Below are 16,857 nucleotides of genomic sequence, written 5' to 3' on the forward strand. Positions count from 1 at the left end.
AATTGTTATTTATTGCCATGAGTTGCTCTATTTTTTTCTTTGTGCAAAGTAGGTGATAGTACTGCATGTTGTGTTATTTGATTAATATTTTTCTCTTATTCTTGTAATAGCTTTATTTTAGTTGGTATAAATGAATGTATGCTGTGGCATTACATCCTGCATTGTTTGAGCAGTACTACTACTACATTAGTAGTAAAAAGATACCAGAACTGCTTTTTCTCAAAAATACTATTGTCTAGTACAATATAAACAATCTCATGAAAATTACTAGCATTCTTATAACATGTATATTAGTATTAGGTCCTAAAGCAATCAACTGATTCATTTTGAACACAGCAAACCACCGGGTGTGTTATTACCCCTATACCGCTTTGGTTATTATCTATCTCTTCATATATGTGTTCTGAGTCAAATATAGAACTTTCAGTAACTACAGAAACATTATCTACGTTCTGACGTTCTTGTATTTCAGAGTATAACATTTCACTTGATAATTTTAGATTCTCATATATAGGATTTTCATTTTGTTGTAATATATAATTATGAACTATATCCTTGCATGAAATGAGTTTCTTTCTTATGTATGGCATACAACAAAATTTGTAATTCTTTGTTGTTTCAACATATACCTCCTCACCTAACTCCTTTAATACCAATAATTCGTGAAAACGATAGTCCTTCACACACGAAATTTGACAAGTCGATATGACTTTACCATATTCACTAAGAGGTGAACTAGTTCTTAATTCCAGACGACCTCTAATCGATACTGGGTAGTATATACTACTGCAGAAGTTATACATCTCATTTCTATCTACACGTAAATATGACAATACTTTCTCATGGCCTGATGTGTAATCACATAATTCTATAACTAATGCAAATATATAAACTTCTGCACTAGGTATTTCACAACTTTTTTTATCATCAACATCAATATACTTAAGTATCATCCTTCCATTACGGATGTTACCACTAGCTACACACTCAACATTCAATATTGAAATATTAGATTCTAAAGAACCAGAAACATTGGTTATACCGACTCCTTCCAACATATATCTTTCAATCAATTCGGAGCATAAAATTAGATTTCCTTTTTTACATGGTATGCAACACAGTTTACGTTCTGATTTTGTTTTAATGTATACTTCTCTATCTAATTTGTTTAGTATTGATAACTCATTAATACGTCGATTTTTTAGATTCGATGCTTGTAGAATTGATATAACTTCATAATCTTCTTCAATGGGTCTTCTGAACTCTAATCCAGCAGCATTTCTCTGTAATATTGGAAAAAAAAATACTCTATTAAAACCTTCTACTTCATTTCTATTTAATTTTAAATATACATAATATACTGCTTGATCAGCAGGTAACTTTACTGTCAATGCTACTATACAAATTTCTGAGTTAGGTATTTTTTCGTATCTTGTGCTATTTTTATTATCAATATATTTGAATACTACTTTCCAGTTCTTCTTGTTACCAGTAGCTACACATTCAATACTTATTACTTTTCCACTTCTAATTTCTTCAAAGCTTATACATGAAGAATTATCGCACAACATATGAACTAAACCACACACTTTAAACTAATAACAACTATAATATAAAGAATGACAATACTGCAAATAAAATTAAGATTTTTTTTTAAATGCTTTATATCTTAAAATATTTTAATGCTAATAATACTGTATTACTTTTCAGTTATAAATAAAGAATAATCTCATATCACGTTACTAATATTTTTTATTAACTGTTTCATAATCTACATATATTTCTATTCCATTGTTTGATGGAATATCAAATCCTATTTGTCCATTGAAATAGTTAATGGAAAATCCATCATTTGTAATAGAATCATCATAATAGATTTTTACTGTGTTGAATACTGGTTTTCTTATTGTACGTACATATGAAAATTGTCCGACTTAATATGTTTTAACTAGTTGAAAAGTTGTTTAATAATTATTTCCTATTCCTATCTTTTGTTTTATTGCTTTATAATCTGCCTAGTCTTTAAACGAAAACCAATAGCCTTCCCTTTATGAATATAAAGAAATTAATTAATTTTAGTTATATATTAGATACTGACTCATCAATTTTCAGTCTATATGAGTTACTATATAAAACTTTGACCACGAGATGCTTTCTATTTTAACAATAGAATTTAATAATAAATAATGCGTCATAATATTTTTTGTCACGGATATTACAGCTATAAATATGTTTAATGTATTAGGAGAATAAAGAACTTTTGTCAAATTATCAAGTTTGTTAGAATATACTTTTCACATACTTACATAGTTGTACCATTATTTAAAGCTTTGCAACTTTTACAAGGAAAAAGTGTGCAAAAAATTTCACGTAAGCATGATGACTTACCTTTATAGTGATATAAGGATTAATGAATACATAATCTAAAAAAGTTCTATAGATTTATCTGGTGTTCTTTTGTCTAAAGTGTAGCAATTAAAATTGTTCTACCATTTTTACAAGGAAAAAGTGTGCAAAAAATTTCACGTAAGCATGATGACTTACCTTTATAGTTATATAAGGATTAATGAATACATAATCTAAAAAGTTCTATAGATTTATCTGATGTTCTTTTGTCTAAAGTGTAACAATTAAAATTGTTCTACCATATAGGTATGATATCCGTGCCGTTACTAAGAATCGAACTTAGTCCTTGTCAATACCAATGACATATTCTACCATTAAACCATAACGGCAGCATTATTATTGTATTTTTGTATTATGGATAAGTCAAAAAAAATAAAAAGTTTAGATAAAAAAAAAGCTCTATCTAACGCATTAAAAGCCAATTTATTACGTAGAAAACAAAAACAAAAGCAGTTAAAAGATGCCAGAACTACCTGAAGTTGAAATAGTATGTAGAATGTTATCTAATGAAATTTTAGGTAAAACTATACTAAAAGTACAAATTAATAGATATGATTTAAGGACACAAATTACGAAAAACTTAGATGAAGTTATACAAGGTCATTATATATCTAAAATAATTAGAAAGGGTAAATACATAGTTTTTATTTTAAGTAATCAGTATTATGTAATAATACATCTAGGCATGAGCGGAACGCTACTTTGTGATCACAATTATGCTACTGCAAAACACAATCATGTATTATTTTTTTTAAGTGACAATAAACTTTTAATATTTAATGATCCTAGAAGATTTGGATTGATAACATTATTAAACCACAAACAGTATTTAGAATTTTTCAAAGACTTTGGTGTTGATCCATTATCTGACAATTTTAATACTGAATACCTTTATAGTTATTTCAATAGAAAAACAACCATAAAGTCCTTATTAATGAATAATAAAATTGTAAGTGGTATAGGCAATATATATGCTATAGAAGGTCTTTTTACAGCAAAAGTTTTACCAACTAGACTTACAACAAATATATCATTTGTAGAATGTAAGGCAATTATACAAAGCGTAAAAAATATTCTACTATTATCAATAACACATGGTGGATCAAGTATTAAAGATTATAGATCTCCCACAGGAATAAAGGGAAATTTTCAAAATTATTTTTCAGTTTATAATAGAGCAGGGCAATTATGTTATATATGTAATAATCAGATTGCAATTATAAAACAGCACGGCAGAAGTACATTTTTATGCTATAAGTGTCAATTTTAGTTGCAAAAAAGTAACTATTTGTTTAAAATAAAATATCCATTAGTATATTTATTAAATTATGCAATTAGTTCTCTTATCTTTAACTGACACAAATACTGGAGAAGTTAAGCCATGTCTATCTAATGCTTTTTCATATAGATACGATGGAGGTAATTTTGTACCAATTGCAGGTACCCTTACTAAATGCGATTTTAGTAATTCATATAGTTTTGATAATCCAAGTTTGGAGAAATCTATTTTTAACAGATGTTCCATTGCTAAAAGTAGATTAGTTAAGGAAACATTAGTAGTCTTACGTGGTCTCTCTAATAATGGAAAGGAAGTATATGTATGCTTTGTCGAAAATAATTTTTCCGACTTCTCTGAGGACTCTACAGAAGATAAAATGTTAGTATTGAAAAATTACGTTTGTGGAGGAGAAATTAATGGGCGTGAATTTGATAATATATTATCAGAGTGTATAAAAAATACATTATTTACAAGAGCTTGGCGTAGAACACCACCGAAAGGTAAAGTTACTTTTCAGACATTAGATGTAGAAAATCAAGTAAAAGGTATTATAAAAGTTAATGTTACTAAAATTCGCACTGAAACAGAATATCCTTATGGGAAGTGTATGGTAGCTATATGGGCTAACCCTTATGGTGAGGAACGGCTCTGTTTATGCAATGCTTTATTATTTGAACGTGACCCTGATGATAATGCATTTGTTACAGAAGATGGACGGATAATGAATATTCTAAGACCATACCCAAGTTGTATGTTAGACCGGACAATTTTTTTTACTTCATTTAGTGACTTTTATTATGTTCGCAGCGCTATATATAAAGAAGATCTGGTAATTTTAATTGGAAAAGGTCCTGGTGATGAAGAATTTTTTTTAGCTGCGCTGTTAGAACAAGGAATATTAAAAGAATTTGCAAAACATTCACCTAATGATCCTGGAGTTCTTCCTGTATTGCCATTAAAAAATAGCATTTTTGATAAAACTGGTGATAAAAATATTATTCAAACAGTATGTGCTGTGATATCACATTTTTCATTTACACCGGTTAAAATGGAAGCAGTACCACGATATGTACTTTTCACATGTTATGATTCAGATAATAACAGAGTCAGAAAAATATATCGCAGTATTCCGCAAGAATTAATTGGTCATACTTCTGCATCACCAGTAGCAAGTACTCATGCTCAAGCACGAGATACATAAAATCGTACCAGAGAATCATCTTTATATATTATTGATTATGTTAAAATTAAAATAGGATATTCTTTGGTATTCTAGAGAAGTATAAAGTATATTAACTCATTTTTATATAACTTATTTAATGCTATGATAAGATTAGTCTCCATATACTTTATTTAATGTATGATACGTAATACTTCATATGAGAAAAGGTAAGCAAAAAGAGTTAGGTGGTGCTGCGTACTGATAAAACAAGGATTGCAGAATTGATTATATAACATCAATGTTAACCGTATTATAAACAATTTATAAATTTGGTTCTTGCAATATGTCATAATAAACAAAATATTTAACTTAATAAAAGGGAAGTATGGTAAAGTCATATTGACTTGTCAAATTTCGTGTGTGAAGGACCATCGTTTTCACGAATCATTGGTATTAAAGGAGTTAGGTGAAGAGGTATACATGGAGGTTTTCTGCATTTATCATGTAATATATTTTGCATAAGACATAACCCTCTTTTTTCTCATTTTCTTCAAAAATAAATGCACAAGATGTTGTTCAGTGTGTCATTAGTGATGATTCTGGTGTTGGTATTTTAATATGCGGTACTGGCATAGGCATGAGCATAGTAGCAAATCGTTATAAAAAAATTAGAGCGGCTTTGTGTTATAGTACAGAAATTGCTAAATTTGCTAGGGAACATAATAATGCTAATATATTATGTTTTGGGGCTAGGTATATTACTTATGAAGAAGCTAAGTTAATAGTACATGAGTTTTTAAATACGAAGTTTTCTGATTATGAGTAGTACAGTTAATTACATTGATAATAACACGAATTTGATTATGCAAAGGTGATTATTAAAGATGTAGCAACGCGTTTGTTATTGTTGTAGCTAATTCATCTGCTTGATGTGATGGTAAGCTATGTATAAATACTCACAGCTGCCTAGTAATATGGCTATTGGCATGGCATGTGTCTTGGCTCAGTAAGATTTTTGTATTTTATTGTAAATGAGTTAAATGTTTCAGTAGAGATTGTATACGATATATAAGATATACATTGCTTTCCAATCTTTTATCAATCTAACAACTTTCTATAATATATTAGCAAGTTATTATATAGTAATCTTAAACGATTAAATTACGATACACTAAACCTACAAAACATTATTCTTATTACATAAAGCTAAAAGTAGGTCAGGATCCATAAACGTTCCTTTTATATTAAGTATATAATTTACAGTACAGTGAATTATTCTGTAGATTATGTGTGTAATTGTGTAGTGTGTTCAATTCCTTACTAAGATTGATTATAACATCAATTTTTTTGGTTCTTGCAATATGTCATAATAAACTTGAATTACAGAAAATAATAGATTTTGTTTTCTGAATGCACATTTTCCATAATATACATTATGTAATAAAAAATTACTAACAGGTCTCATTTTTATGACCTATAATTTCCATCTTCTACGTTTAAATATTGACCTTTACTATTATACATTTTCTTATTTAATGATAAAATTTTTGGCAAATTATCATATTTTATAGCAGACTCAAAAAACCAAGATTTATTATTGTTATCACAATTATTTAACATATCGATAATTTCAAATGGGCCATATTTCCACTCATATGCTAATTTTAGTGCTTTATCTATCACTGATATATTAGAAGATAATTCTGGCACTAAAGAAGCAATATACACTAAAGTGTTTGACCATATATAACGCATGAATTTTCCATACTTATTACCAACATTAAATAAACTTTGAATATTTCCAAATTCATGATTGACATAAGATACAGACCTATATAAGCCAGTATATAAATCTATAACCTGATCATTATATCCATTATAAAGTTCATAAGACCTGTAAAAACCACCAATATCACTTGTAGAACCAGTATAACCATCAGAAATCATTTGAAATACTATTTGAGGTATCAAATTATATAATTGATTTAAATGATCATGCATTGGTAAGAGTCTAACTATAGACTTTGTAGTAGTAACAAAATTGTCCAAACCCATTTTGTCTAATATTTTAAATATACCAGACGGTATCCCAATGTGATTATTAGCAATAATAAAATCAACTTCTTCTACATTGATATGAAAATCACAAGCTCCCACCAACGAAATTACTAGTAAGAATGACATAATTCTATCTAATACAAGACCTGGAGTATTATTGCATATAATTAAATTGGCATAGCTGAAGCTATGTAACAACATGTCAACTGCCCTACCCTCACTTCTTTTTTTATAAAGAGCACACTGTATCAGTTTTATTACGTTATCAGAATTAACAAAATCTATAATCATTAGATTATAGCATATATTATTTAGCACTTTACTTTCTATAAGATCCAACAAGAAAATAGAATTAGATGAAATAATTATATGATCACTAAGATAATGAGTTATTTTATCATATACATGATGTAAAAATAATGTATCCTGCTCTTCATCATAGAGATTTATTATCCAATTTACTTCTTTAAGACAAGAAAGGTCACCATTTATATTCACAATTTTTAATGAGCTATTTTCTTGCAGACTATTATCCTTTACATTACATAGCTTTATTAAAATGATTGGAACATTAAAATTATTTACTATATATTCTATTATATTATTATTTTTTGTAAAATCTATAAGTGCTATTTTATGTATTTCCACGAAGTCTTTCCTTTTTTAGCTATATAGTGATTCATCAAATAACGAACAATATATTTTAATATGTTATACTTTAAACACCAAACTCATCTTCAATTTTTTTCACTATATCTTGCGGTGGATTTTCTCCCCAGCCAGAATATAGTATTTGCCCATATAAAGCAACATCTATGGATCCTGACCTACTTTTAGCAAGAAACATTTCTCTTTTAGGTTTATCTACTAACACATAATGCCAAGCAGCTCTACCATTATCTTTACCTCTAACAAGAAATAGACAATCTAGCCTACTCTTCTTAGTGGATTCAGCAAAATTTTTATTACTTAGTTTACTTTTTCTTAGTACATCTTTTGATTCTGAAAAAGATGCATCTTTTTCAGTTTTACTACTTAATGTATCAGAAAATTTTGCTGCTTTATTAGAAATCGCATTAGGATTGTTATATCTCTGGGCAAATCCCCCGCTTCCACTTCCTATACTCTTTCTATTATTAGCAAATTGCTTAGCAAACTTTGAATCACTTGTTTTTTTAGAGTCATCACTCATTATAATTCACCTAACTTAACTAAAATTTTGTACAACAAAATGACTAATTGTTCATTTATACTATATTTTTATTATAATTCTACATACCATAATAATTAATTATGTATAGACACCATGAATAATATATTAATCATTACCGGACCTACAGCATCTGGTAAGTCTAAGATATCTGTAAAAATCGCGCAAGATAATAATGGAGTAATTGTAAACTGTGATTCAAAACAAATATACAAAGAAATTCCAATAATTACAGATCAACCAAAATTAAACGAAACTTTTGTACAACATAGATTGTATGGATATGTATCAGTTGTAACACAATATTCTGTAGCAGAATGGATAAAGGATTTAAAAAGAGAAATATCGCAAATATCAAAAGATAATAAACTAGTAATTATCACCGGAGGTAGTGGAATGTATATTAGCAGCATAATACATGGATTATCTCAGATTCCTGCAATAGATGACAACGTTAGGTACAAAACTAAACAGCTATTAGATACCATAGGAAATAAAGAATTTTATTCATTATTAATAGAAAAAGACCCTATGGCAAAGCGTTTACATTATAATAACTCGTATCAATTACTAAGAGCATATGAAGTTATGGAACAGATGGGTATTTCGATATTTAAATTACAAGAACAACTAAAACGTAAGCCAATTCTTGATAATTTTACACTTTGCGTACTAATGCCACCAAAACAGGAAATATATCAAAAAATTAATGACCGTTTTACTAATATGATTAATTCATCTGTAATAGAAGAAGTAGAAAATTTAATGTCTTTAAATATACCAGAACATTTTCCTGCAATGAAAGCTCACGGTGTACCAGAAATTATTCAATACTTAACGAAAAAAATTAGTATTGAAGAAGTGATAGAAATAACACAAAAAAACATAAGACATTATGCTAAACGTCAGTATACATGGTTCAGAAATCAATTTCCTAATGCACTATTTTATGAATCTCACGATCAATTATTGGAATTTGTCTATAAAAAATTTATACCATCAAATAACATATATACAAAATTAAATTGATACTTCTAAAGATCTATTAAGTTTTATCATAATCACATATTATATTGATATATGAGTAAGCAATAGATAGATAAAATTAAATTTACTATAAAAGCAAAGTATCAACTTATATTTTATAGTATCTCAATACTTATACGTCAGAGATATTTAAAGTACGTTTTATTCTGATTTAAATGATCACAAGTTAGTAAGAGTCTAACTATAGACTTTGTAGTAGTGATAAAATTTTCTAAACTCATTTTATCTAATATTTTAATGTGATATCCCATTTTAACACATGAACAAATCATATAGATTTCAATAAAATTTCACATATTTTTTAATTCAAACCTTACACAAAATAACCAACTAATAAAAATTTCTTATAAAAAATCATTGAATAGTAAAATTGAAAAAGATACATCTTTTTCAGAATCAAAAGATATACTAAGAAAAAGTAAACTAAGTAATAAAAATTTTGCTGAATCCACTAAGAAGAGTAGACTAAATTATCTATTTCTTGTTAGAGGTAAAGATAATGGTAGAGTTTCTGATACTAACATCTCTTTTAAAACATTTTTACACATTCTTACCTAATGATAAAGATTCAACGCAAGTTTCAACTAATTCTTTTACTGGTTGCTCTTCTTCTGTACCGCTATCTTCTTGAATAGCAGACAATACGTTTCCATCAAACGATTTATTATGCATATGTGAGAAAATTTTATAACAATACTTCTTACCATATAAATACAACTTTTCTTTTTCGCTTTCGTCTATTATAAAATCCGCTTGTAATCCTATAACACGTACTAAACAGTAATATTCATCACACTTATATGTATGAAAGCAATTTATTAATGGTCTAGCAAATAAACTAGTACCATATTTTACTAAATAGTTACATGCTGGTTTTTGCAAAGAAAGTACATTGCATCTAAAACTCTCAAGATTTTTTCCATCTATTAAAAAGCATACCTTAACATTTATATACTTTCTTTGCGATTCTTCATTAGATAATAAGAACGCTCTTCTCAAATGGTAATCATTTTTTAAGATATCAGTAGGTACTGCTAATGTTAATAAAAATAAAGACTGTCCATCTGGTAAAATCGGTGGCTGTTTGTTTTTATGAGTTTTATCAATATATACTCGTAATGATTTATCACTATTTACTGTATTTCCTATACAATAACATCTCCTGATTCTAACGTCAGTAAGCAAATCTATCTTGCTACATAGTGTTTTATTGACAATCTTTACGATTTTATTATGTGGCATATATTAAAATTAATATTATTAACTATTATATTTTAATTAGTTATATTAATTTATTGATATAAAAAAAACATAAACATTACAAGTAAGTGTATAAATATAGATAAAACATTATAATAATATAATATATAATAAATAAATTAAGTACTATATTAGTTCAACTGTATATTTTTACAAAAAAATTACATATAATTTAGTAATACAGATATTAAATAATAATGTAAAAGGAATAACATTTTCCTACATTGCTGTTATCTAAAAAAGAAAACATACATATGTGTACCCTTAATAAACCATAAAACAACTTAAGTATTTTATTCTGAAATATCAAAAGTTAGACAGTATTATTACAATGACATCACTAAATTATATATAAAGAATATAATAATATCCTTGCAATATTAATATATTTTGAATATATTATAATGTATGTGTTTATATATTTAATAGTTACCTGTTATGCCATTTAATTCTGAAAATCCATTTGCAGATAAAAGAGAAGTATCTGATCTTTTATGTAGCGCTATCAATCTTGTACCTGAGCAAGTAAAAATACTAGATATTGATTGTGTAGGATATACCGATCAAGGTCAACTAACAATATTCCTATGTTCAAAAAATCTACTGCCTGCTCCTAAAAATACATCTTTATTTCGAATAAGTGCTACTATACCAGTTGATATTATAGTAAACTCTGATTCTAAACAATTATCTGATGCATTTATTTTTGAAGAAAGTGAAAAAAAAGATGGTTATGTCATATGTAAAATATATTGTATGGTAAATGAAGAAAACTTCTTCAGATTTACCAAGCCGTGGGGTGTTGACATCCCAGCAATACCATATCAAGACGTCATTAAACATTCAACTATTAAATACATACACTTAACAACAAAAGATACATCCCATCCTATAGAATATTACTTAGTTGATGTAGCAGGATTGAATGCAATTTTTAAACGCAACAGTGATTTGCACAAAGAAAAAATGCAGCAACTCATGGCGATAAATAATGGTTTATGTAATGAAATATGTACTCAATCCAGTGGAAGACAGGTATCTTTTATAAGATGCATAGGAAATACTGGAAACGATGGAGTATTAAGAGTTCAGCTTCAATGTCCAATAGATTTGTTGCCTATTCCAAAAAATAATTCTCTATTCATTATAAGGATGAAGATATCAAGTCACGCTATACTAGCTAGTGAGTTATTAGCATCTGCTGCCAGATTAACAGAGAGTGAAAAACTATCCCCTTATATAAAATGTGATATATATTGCATTGTAGAAAAACGTGCACTTGGAAAATTTGTCGATGAATGTCATGATGCACAAGAAAAACCATATTTTGAAGACATAATACAACATTGTTCTGTAAAATGTGTAAAATTGCATACACAAGAAATGCATACTTTACAGATTACCGAAGAAGAAATAATAAACTCTATAGGATCATATAACGCAGAATTTGAATACTTTACCAACGATCCTCGACGACTAATTGATAAATTGGAAGAATTTGAAGTAACTGCAAATAACACTCTATGTAAAATATTACCTACACTTTGCGCTTTATATAAAAAAGATATGGTAGTTAAAAAAGCACGTTGTATAGGTAATACTATAGATCCTAGCAAAGGATTAGTAATTTATCCTGCTAGTATTTATCCAAAGAATCTTCTACCACATCCTCAAGGTACATCTTTATTTTTAATAAGAAGCAGACTTTTAACTAATGTTGTATTAAATACCCCTGAATTATGTAGGGTACATTATTTAGATGAAAAAGAAACATTATCTAAATATCTACTATGCGATATATATTGTTTAGTATATGAAAAAGATATTATAACTTTCAAAAATCTTTGTGAGAAAACTAAACATATTCCTCTTGTAGATATTATACATATATGTGACATAAAATGCGTTAGAGTACATACAAAAGGAAGCTCGAAATTTCCATTTGATGAAGCACGTATGTTACAACATTTTGGGAAAATAGTAGGAAATATCTTAACTGGAGAAGAGCTACAGTCACCAACTGATAGTGGAAGTCATAGTAGTACAGTAAGTGAATCATCCCCAGCAATATCACAAGATGATGATTCAAGTCCATGTTCAAGTACTTCAAAAAAACATAGACCAATAAAGTCACGACTACTGCAAATAAGGAAACAATTTAGAGAATCTTCATCATCAGCATCAGTTTCAAGTGAAGATGATCTAAGTACAAAAGAAGAAGTTACTCAAAAAAGACATCAACTACTGTTAAAATTAGAAGAATTAAAAAAAGAAAGAGAACAAGAAGAAAAGGAAGAAATAGAAAAGATAACAAAAAAACAAAATGAAGATGGAGAAGGAGAAGGAGGAGCAGAAATAGAAAAGATAATAAAAGAACAAGAACAAGATGAGGAAGAAGGAGGAGAAGGGATAGCAGCACTAACAACAATATTATCTGATCAACAGATTTCACAGAGTTCATCAGAGGAAGAACTCTGTATACTATAAAAATTAGATAATATAATAAATACAATTTTTAAGCTTGAAGAAAGCTACAATCTTCATGAAGAAAGTAGCTTTCTATCAGCTCAATAACTTTTTCATCATATTATTTTATACACTATATAAAATATTCATTTGCTTTCTAAGCTTTTATAAACCTAACAACTTTCTCTAATATATTAGTAATTTAATATAGTAATCTTAAACGATTGAATTACGATATATTAAACCTACAAAACGAATAATATATTAATCATTACCGGACCTACAACATCCGGTAAGTCTAAGATATCTGTAAAAATCGCGCAAGATAATAATGGAGTAATTGTAAACTGTGATTCAAAACAAATATACAAAGAAATTCCAATAATTACAGATCAACTATAATTCTGCCTGAACAAAAAATTTGTCAGTTTTTTATGTACATTTACAAGTAGTTTGGGAAAAAGAAAATGGGAGAGTATATAATTAAATTATAGTAAGTTGATATTTTATCATGAAACAAAAATGCATAACTGTCGAGTGTAAAATTAAGTATGTCAGGGTAATGTTCTTAAATCAGCATGCTTGTAAGGAACTAAAATAACTTTCTTACAATCAAAGTATATATTTTCATTCATAAATTTTAACTATATATCTTGTTGCACAATATGTAAAAAGATATGAATCATATATGTATGATGATTTAGAAAGCCAGTTCAATTTTATAGAAAATAATTCTTCAAGGAAAATATATTTAACCTTTAAAGAAATGAGAGATCCCACTAACCTGAGTAATTCAAAGTATAATTCAAAAGCTATTTCAATTAATGCTACAGCTTAATAATAAAAAATCGTATCAGAGAATTATCATTTGGAATAAGAAATTACACCAAAACTTCAACCACAGAAAACAACAACATCTGTATGTACTAATGTTTCAAACTTATGTGATAACTCTACTATTTTTACTATGTTTAGCTTTCTTGTGAGATAATGTAATTTGCATTTTTTAAGGTATTACTATTTAATACCTTAAAAAAGTATAGTCTTTTATTTAGTATTTCCAGTGAACTACTTGATTGTAGGATTCATAAAATAATGCTTAAAGAAATTGATTTTTGCACCATGTATATTGAGTTTAGCACAGTGTCTTGTGTTTTTTTGTGTTATTGCTATGACTTCTGCAATACTAACTTTTTTTGTTAAATATTGAATGATTTTTGGTACACTGTGAGCTTTTATTGCAGGAAAATATTCTGGTATATTTAAAGAGATGGATTAACCATAATAATATAGGAATCCAATATGTTACTCTTACTACATAAAGTATATAATTAGTTATAGTGAATTATTTAAAAACATAACGCCTTGTGGATTATGTAGTGTGTTCAATTCTTACTAAAAATTGATTATAACATCAATGAAGTAGATTTAATAGTATTACTGTCTTTTGCAGTAGCATTACTTGCATTATTTATTATATATAAATTGAATTAGAAGCTTTTATGTCTCGTAGCAATAACCAAAATAATAGTAATGAATATAAATGTTACCTATGTTATAAACAGTTTACTGGTTCTAGTTTAAAAGACTAGGCAGATTATAAAGCAACAAAACAAAAAATAGGAATAGGAAATAATTATTAAACAACTTTTCAACTAGTTAAAACATATTAAGTCGGGCAATTTTATATATACGTACAATAAGAAAACCAGTATTCAACACAGTAAAAATCTATTATGATGATTCTATTAAAAATGATGGATTTTCCATTAACTATTTCAATGGACAAATAGGATTCGATATTCCATCAAACAATGGAATAGAAATATATGTAGATTATGAAACAGTTAATAAAAAATATGACGGACACTAATATAAAAAATTATCTCCTTAGCAACGTAATCCATTTTTAATATAAAATCAAAAATTTTCAATTTAGACCAAGATCTGGATTAGCTTTAAAGTTTGGCATCACTGTACTTAATACTCCAGGCAGTATAGATGTAGATTATCGTGGAGAAATAATGGTAATTTTGATTAACTTAGGAAATGAGTCATATACCATTAATTATGGAGATAGAATAGCACAAATGAATTATAGAACTTTATGTCATAACAAACAAGGCATTTAACTTAATAATTAGTCTAACTTTTTATAATCATGTACTACAAACTCTAATGGCATAATTCCTGAGCTAGCCATTTTAATACTAGATAAAGAAAAGCTTAGTAGTACTTTATGAGATTCAGTATGAGACGTTACTCCATTGACAGCAATTTTTGTTTTAAAAGTTACAACAGCTTTATTAAGCGAAGTAAAATTTTGTGACATTAAATCAACTTTATCAACTGTAGCATTAATTGATAGAGCTTTTGAATTATACTTTGAATTACTCGGGTTACTAGGATCTCTCATTTCTTTAAAGGTTAAATATATTTTCCTTGAAGAATTATTTTCTATAAAATTGAATTGGCTTTCTAAATCATCATACATATATGATTCATATCTTTTTACATATTGTGCAACAAGATATCTTGATAACAATGTCTCTTCACTATCTTCATTATTAGTGCTTAATTTTTTTATTACAGAAAACTCATCAGTATAGCGATCTGTATATTTTACAAATGAGAAGTCTGTTTTTAATGGAAAATATGAGTATATATTGAACAATAATACTAAGATTAAGTAAAATAAGAAGAATGTTACGGCTGATAACCAAGCACGTTCGGTAATACAGAATAAATATCGACCACAGTACCAGTCCAATGCATCTTCAAAATATCTACTACTTCCAATATATGCATTATTATTATTTTGGTTATTGCTACGAGACATAAAAGCTTCTAATTCAATTTATATATAATAAATAATATAAGTAATGCTACTGCAAAAGACAGTAACACTATTAAATCTACTTCATTACCATAAAAATGTTTGTAGATAAATATTAGAAACATAGAGTTAAAATATAGATAATATTTGTATTAATTGTTATTTAACCTGCTATAACTCATTTTTTTATTATAATGTTTTATGAAACCTCATACTTATTTTCATAACTTCCAGCAACAATAGATACTTACATTTCTAATCATATTAGTTCAGAATTATCAAGTAATATAATAGATCTTTGTCCAGTTGGAGTATTAACCTTAAAACCATATGTATTTAAAGCTAGATCATGGGGACTGCATCATTATGAAACATAGGTGAATTAATATTTTTATACTACTAATATTACTATAGAGTTGATAGTGTACTGATATACTTGAACAGCTAGTGGCACAGAAGTAACCATATAAATAATTTCTTGTAGTACTGTAATACATTGTTTAATTTGCTTATCTTATAGATTATAGCATGTTAAAATTGCACATTACGGTAGTAGTTTTATTCTAAATAAATAGTTGTTTTTTTGCAACTAAATTGACACTTATAGCATAAAAATGTACTTCTACCGTACTGTTTTATAATTGCAATCTGATTATTACATATATAACATAATTGCCCTGCTCTATTATAAAGTGAAAAATAATTTTGAAAATTTCCCTTTATTTCTGTGGGAGATCTATAATCTTTAATACTTGATCCACCATGTGTTACTGATAACAGTAGAATATTTTTTACACTTTGTATAATTGCCTTACATTCTATAAATGATATATTTGTTGTAGTCTAGTTGGTAAAATTTTTGCTGTAAAGAGACCTTCTATAGCATATATATTGCCTATACCACTTACAATTTTATTATTTATTAATGTCGATATGACTTGTCAAATTTCGTGTGTGAAGGACCATCGTTTTCACGAATCATTGGTATTAAAGGAGTTAGGTGAAGAGGTATACATGGAGGTTTTCTTCATTTACCATGTAATATATTTTGCATAAGACATAATCCTCTTTTTTCTCATTTTCTTCAAAAATAAATGCACAAAATGTTGTTCAGTGTGTCATTAGTGATGATT

14 protein-coding genes, 1 tRNA gene and 5 pseudogenes are annotated in these 16,857 nt (G+C 27.4%); 10 read left to right on the top strand and 10 right to left on the bottom strand.

The window, feature by feature from the left end; all coding sequences use genetic code 11:
- Positions 1 to 296: 296 nt before the first annotated feature.
- The 3 genes from EDL80_RS02435 to EDL80_RS02440 all read right to left on the bottom strand — a co-directional run bounded on the left by EDL80_RS02435 (position 297) and on the right by EDL80_RS02440 (position 2,735).
- A complete protein-coding gene (locus EDL80_RS02435) occupies positions 297 to 1,571 on the bottom strand; it encodes a hypothetical protein (protein WP_158406605.1) in 1,275 nt (424 codons plus the stop codon).
- A 171-nt stretch (positions 1,572 to 1,742) separates the two neighbouring features.
- Positions 1,743 to 1,907 (bottom strand): hypothetical protein, encoded by a 165-nt coding sequence (locus EDL80_RS05070; RefSeq protein WP_330998037.1) that lies wholly within the window; start codon positions 1,905 to 1,907, stop codon positions 1,743 to 1,745.
- A gap of 757 nt (positions 1,908 to 2,664) precedes the next feature.
- Positions 2,665 to 2,735: transfer RNA gene (locus EDL80_RS02440), tRNA-Thr, on the bottom strand.
- Positions 2,736 to 2,866: 131 nt separating this feature from the next.
- Here EDL80_RS02440 and mutM point away from each other — a divergent pair.
- Positions 2,867 to 3,676, top strand: a complete 810-nt coding sequence (mutM, locus tag EDL80_RS02445; protein ID WP_158406606.1) for a bifunctional DNA-formamidopyrimidine glycosylase/DNA-(apurinic or apyrimidinic site) lyase — start codon at positions 2,867 to 2,869, stop codon at positions 3,674 to 3,676.
- 58 nt (positions 3,677 to 3,734) lie between these two features.
- Positions 3,735 to 4,886, top strand: coding sequence for a hypothetical protein (locus EDL80_RS02450; RefSeq protein WP_158406607.1), 1,152 nt, complete (start codon positions 3,735 to 3,737; stop codon positions 4,884 to 4,886).
- Positions 4,887 to 5,241: 355 nt separating this feature from the next.
- Here EDL80_RS02450 and EDL80_RS05115 read toward each other — a convergent pair whose 3' ends face one another.
- Positions 5,242 to 5,367 carry a hypothetical protein gene (locus EDL80_RS05115; RefSeq protein ID WP_269144128.1) on the bottom strand — a complete coding sequence of 42 codons (126 nt, stop codon included), beginning with the start codon at positions 5,365 to 5,367 and terminating at the stop codon, positions 5,242 to 5,244.
- Positions 5,368 to 5,412: 45 nt separating this feature from the next.
- On the opposite strand from EDL80_RS05115, the pseudogene EDL80_RS02455 reads away from it, so the two are divergent.
- A pseudogene (locus tag EDL80_RS02455) lies at positions 5,413 to 5,673 on the top strand (RpiB/LacA/LacB family sugar-phosphate isomerase); the annotation flags it as partial.
- A 641-nt stretch (positions 5,674 to 6,314) separates the two neighbouring features.
- Here EDL80_RS02455 and EDL80_RS02460 read toward each other — a convergent pair.
- Positions 6,315 to 7,553, bottom strand: a complete 1,239-nt coding sequence (locus EDL80_RS02460) for a 3-hydroxyacyl-CoA dehydrogenase (protein WP_158406609.1) — start codon at positions 7,551 to 7,553, stop codon at positions 6,315 to 6,317.
- A gap of 70 nt (positions 7,554 to 7,623) precedes the next feature.
- Entirely contained in the window at positions 7,624 to 8,097 is a 474-nt protein-coding gene (locus EDL80_RS02465) for a hypothetical protein (RefSeq protein ID WP_158406610.1), read from the bottom strand.
- A gap of 114 nt (positions 8,098 to 8,211) precedes the next feature.
- On the opposite strand from EDL80_RS02465, the gene miaA reads away from it, so the two are divergent.
- Together miaA and EDL80_RS02475 are read left to right on the top strand one after the other, a co-directional pair.
- Positions 8,212 to 9,144, top strand: coding sequence for a tRNA (adenosine(37)-N6)-dimethylallyltransferase MiaA (gene miaA / locus EDL80_RS02470; RefSeq protein WP_158406611.1), 933 nt, complete (start codon positions 8,212 to 8,214; stop codon positions 9,142 to 9,144).
- Between the two features lie 375 nt (positions 9,145 to 9,519).
- A complete protein-coding gene (locus EDL80_RS02475; RefSeq protein WP_158406612.1) occupies positions 9,520 to 9,720 on the top strand; it encodes a hypothetical protein in 201 nt (66 codons plus the stop codon).
- Here the strand turns inward: EDL80_RS02475 and EDL80_RS02480 are convergent.
- The gene (locus tag EDL80_RS02480) at positions 9,703 to 10,404 is read right to left on the bottom strand and encodes a DUF3023 domain-containing protein (protein WP_158406613.1); all 702 of its coding nucleotides are present in this window, start codon (positions 10,402 to 10,404) and stop codon (positions 9,703 to 9,705) included. The two genes, EDL80_RS02475 and EDL80_RS02480, sit on opposite strands and share 18 nt — an antisense overlap.
- 456 nt (positions 10,405 to 10,860) lie before the next feature.
- On the opposite strand from EDL80_RS02480, the gene EDL80_RS02485 reads away from it, so the two are divergent.
- Positions 10,861 to 12,909 (top strand): DUF3023 domain-containing protein, encoded by a 2,049-nt coding sequence (locus EDL80_RS02485; RefSeq protein WP_158406614.1) that lies wholly within the window; start codon positions 10,861 to 10,863, stop codon positions 12,907 to 12,909.
- A 240-nt stretch (positions 12,910 to 13,149) separates the two neighbouring features.
- A pseudogene (locus EDL80_RS02490) lies at positions 13,150 to 13,284 on the top strand (isopentenyl transferase family protein); the annotation flags it as partial.
- 703 nt (positions 13,285 to 13,987) lie between these two features.
- On the opposite strand, the pseudogene EDL80_RS05075 reads toward EDL80_RS02490, so the two are convergent.
- A pseudogene (locus tag EDL80_RS05075) lies at positions 13,988 to 14,160 on the bottom strand (tRNA (adenosine(37)-N6)-dimethylallyltransferase MiaA); the annotation flags it as partial.
- A gap of 457 nt (positions 14,161 to 14,617) precedes the next feature.
- Here EDL80_RS05075 and EDL80_RS05145 point away from each other — a divergent pair.
- Together EDL80_RS05145 and EDL80_RS02500 are read left to right on the top strand one after the other, a co-directional pair.
- Complete coding sequence (locus EDL80_RS05145) at positions 14,618 to 14,761, top strand: hypothetical protein (protein ID WP_330998038.1); 144 nt, start codon at positions 14,618 to 14,620, stop codon at positions 14,759 to 14,761.
- Between the two features lie 58 nt (positions 14,762 to 14,819).
- Positions 14,820 to 14,981: pseudogene (locus EDL80_RS02500) on the top strand (dUTP diphosphatase); the annotation flags it as partial.
- A 47-nt stretch (positions 14,982 to 15,028) separates the two neighbouring features.
- On the opposite strand, the gene EDL80_RS02505 reads toward EDL80_RS02500, so the two are convergent.
- On the bottom strand, positions 15,029 to 15,727 hold the full coding sequence (locus tag EDL80_RS02505; RefSeq protein ID WP_158406615.1) for a VirB8/TrbF family protein: 699 nt from the start codon (positions 15,725 to 15,727) through the stop codon (positions 15,029 to 15,031).
- A 236-nt stretch (positions 15,728 to 15,963) separates the two neighbouring features.
- On the opposite strand from EDL80_RS02505, the pseudogene EDL80_RS05170 reads away from it, so the two are divergent.
- Positions 15,964 to 16,098 (top strand): annotated as a pseudogene (locus tag EDL80_RS05170) (hypothetical protein); the annotation flags it as partial.
- Positions 16,099 to 16,542: 444 nt separating this feature from the next.
- Here the strand turns inward: EDL80_RS05170 and EDL80_RS05175 are convergent.
- The gene (locus EDL80_RS05175; RefSeq protein WP_410521734.1) at positions 16,543 to 16,659 is read right to left on the bottom strand and encodes a hypothetical protein; all 117 of its coding nucleotides are present in this window, start codon (positions 16,657 to 16,659) and stop codon (positions 16,543 to 16,545) included.
- Positions 16,660 to 16,857 lie beyond the last annotated feature (198 nt).

The organism is Ehrlichia ruminantium, from assembly GCF_009728835.1.
GTDB classification, from domain to species: Bacteria; Pseudomonadota; Alphaproteobacteria; order Rickettsiales; family Anaplasmataceae; genus Ehrlichia; species Ehrlichia ruminantium_B.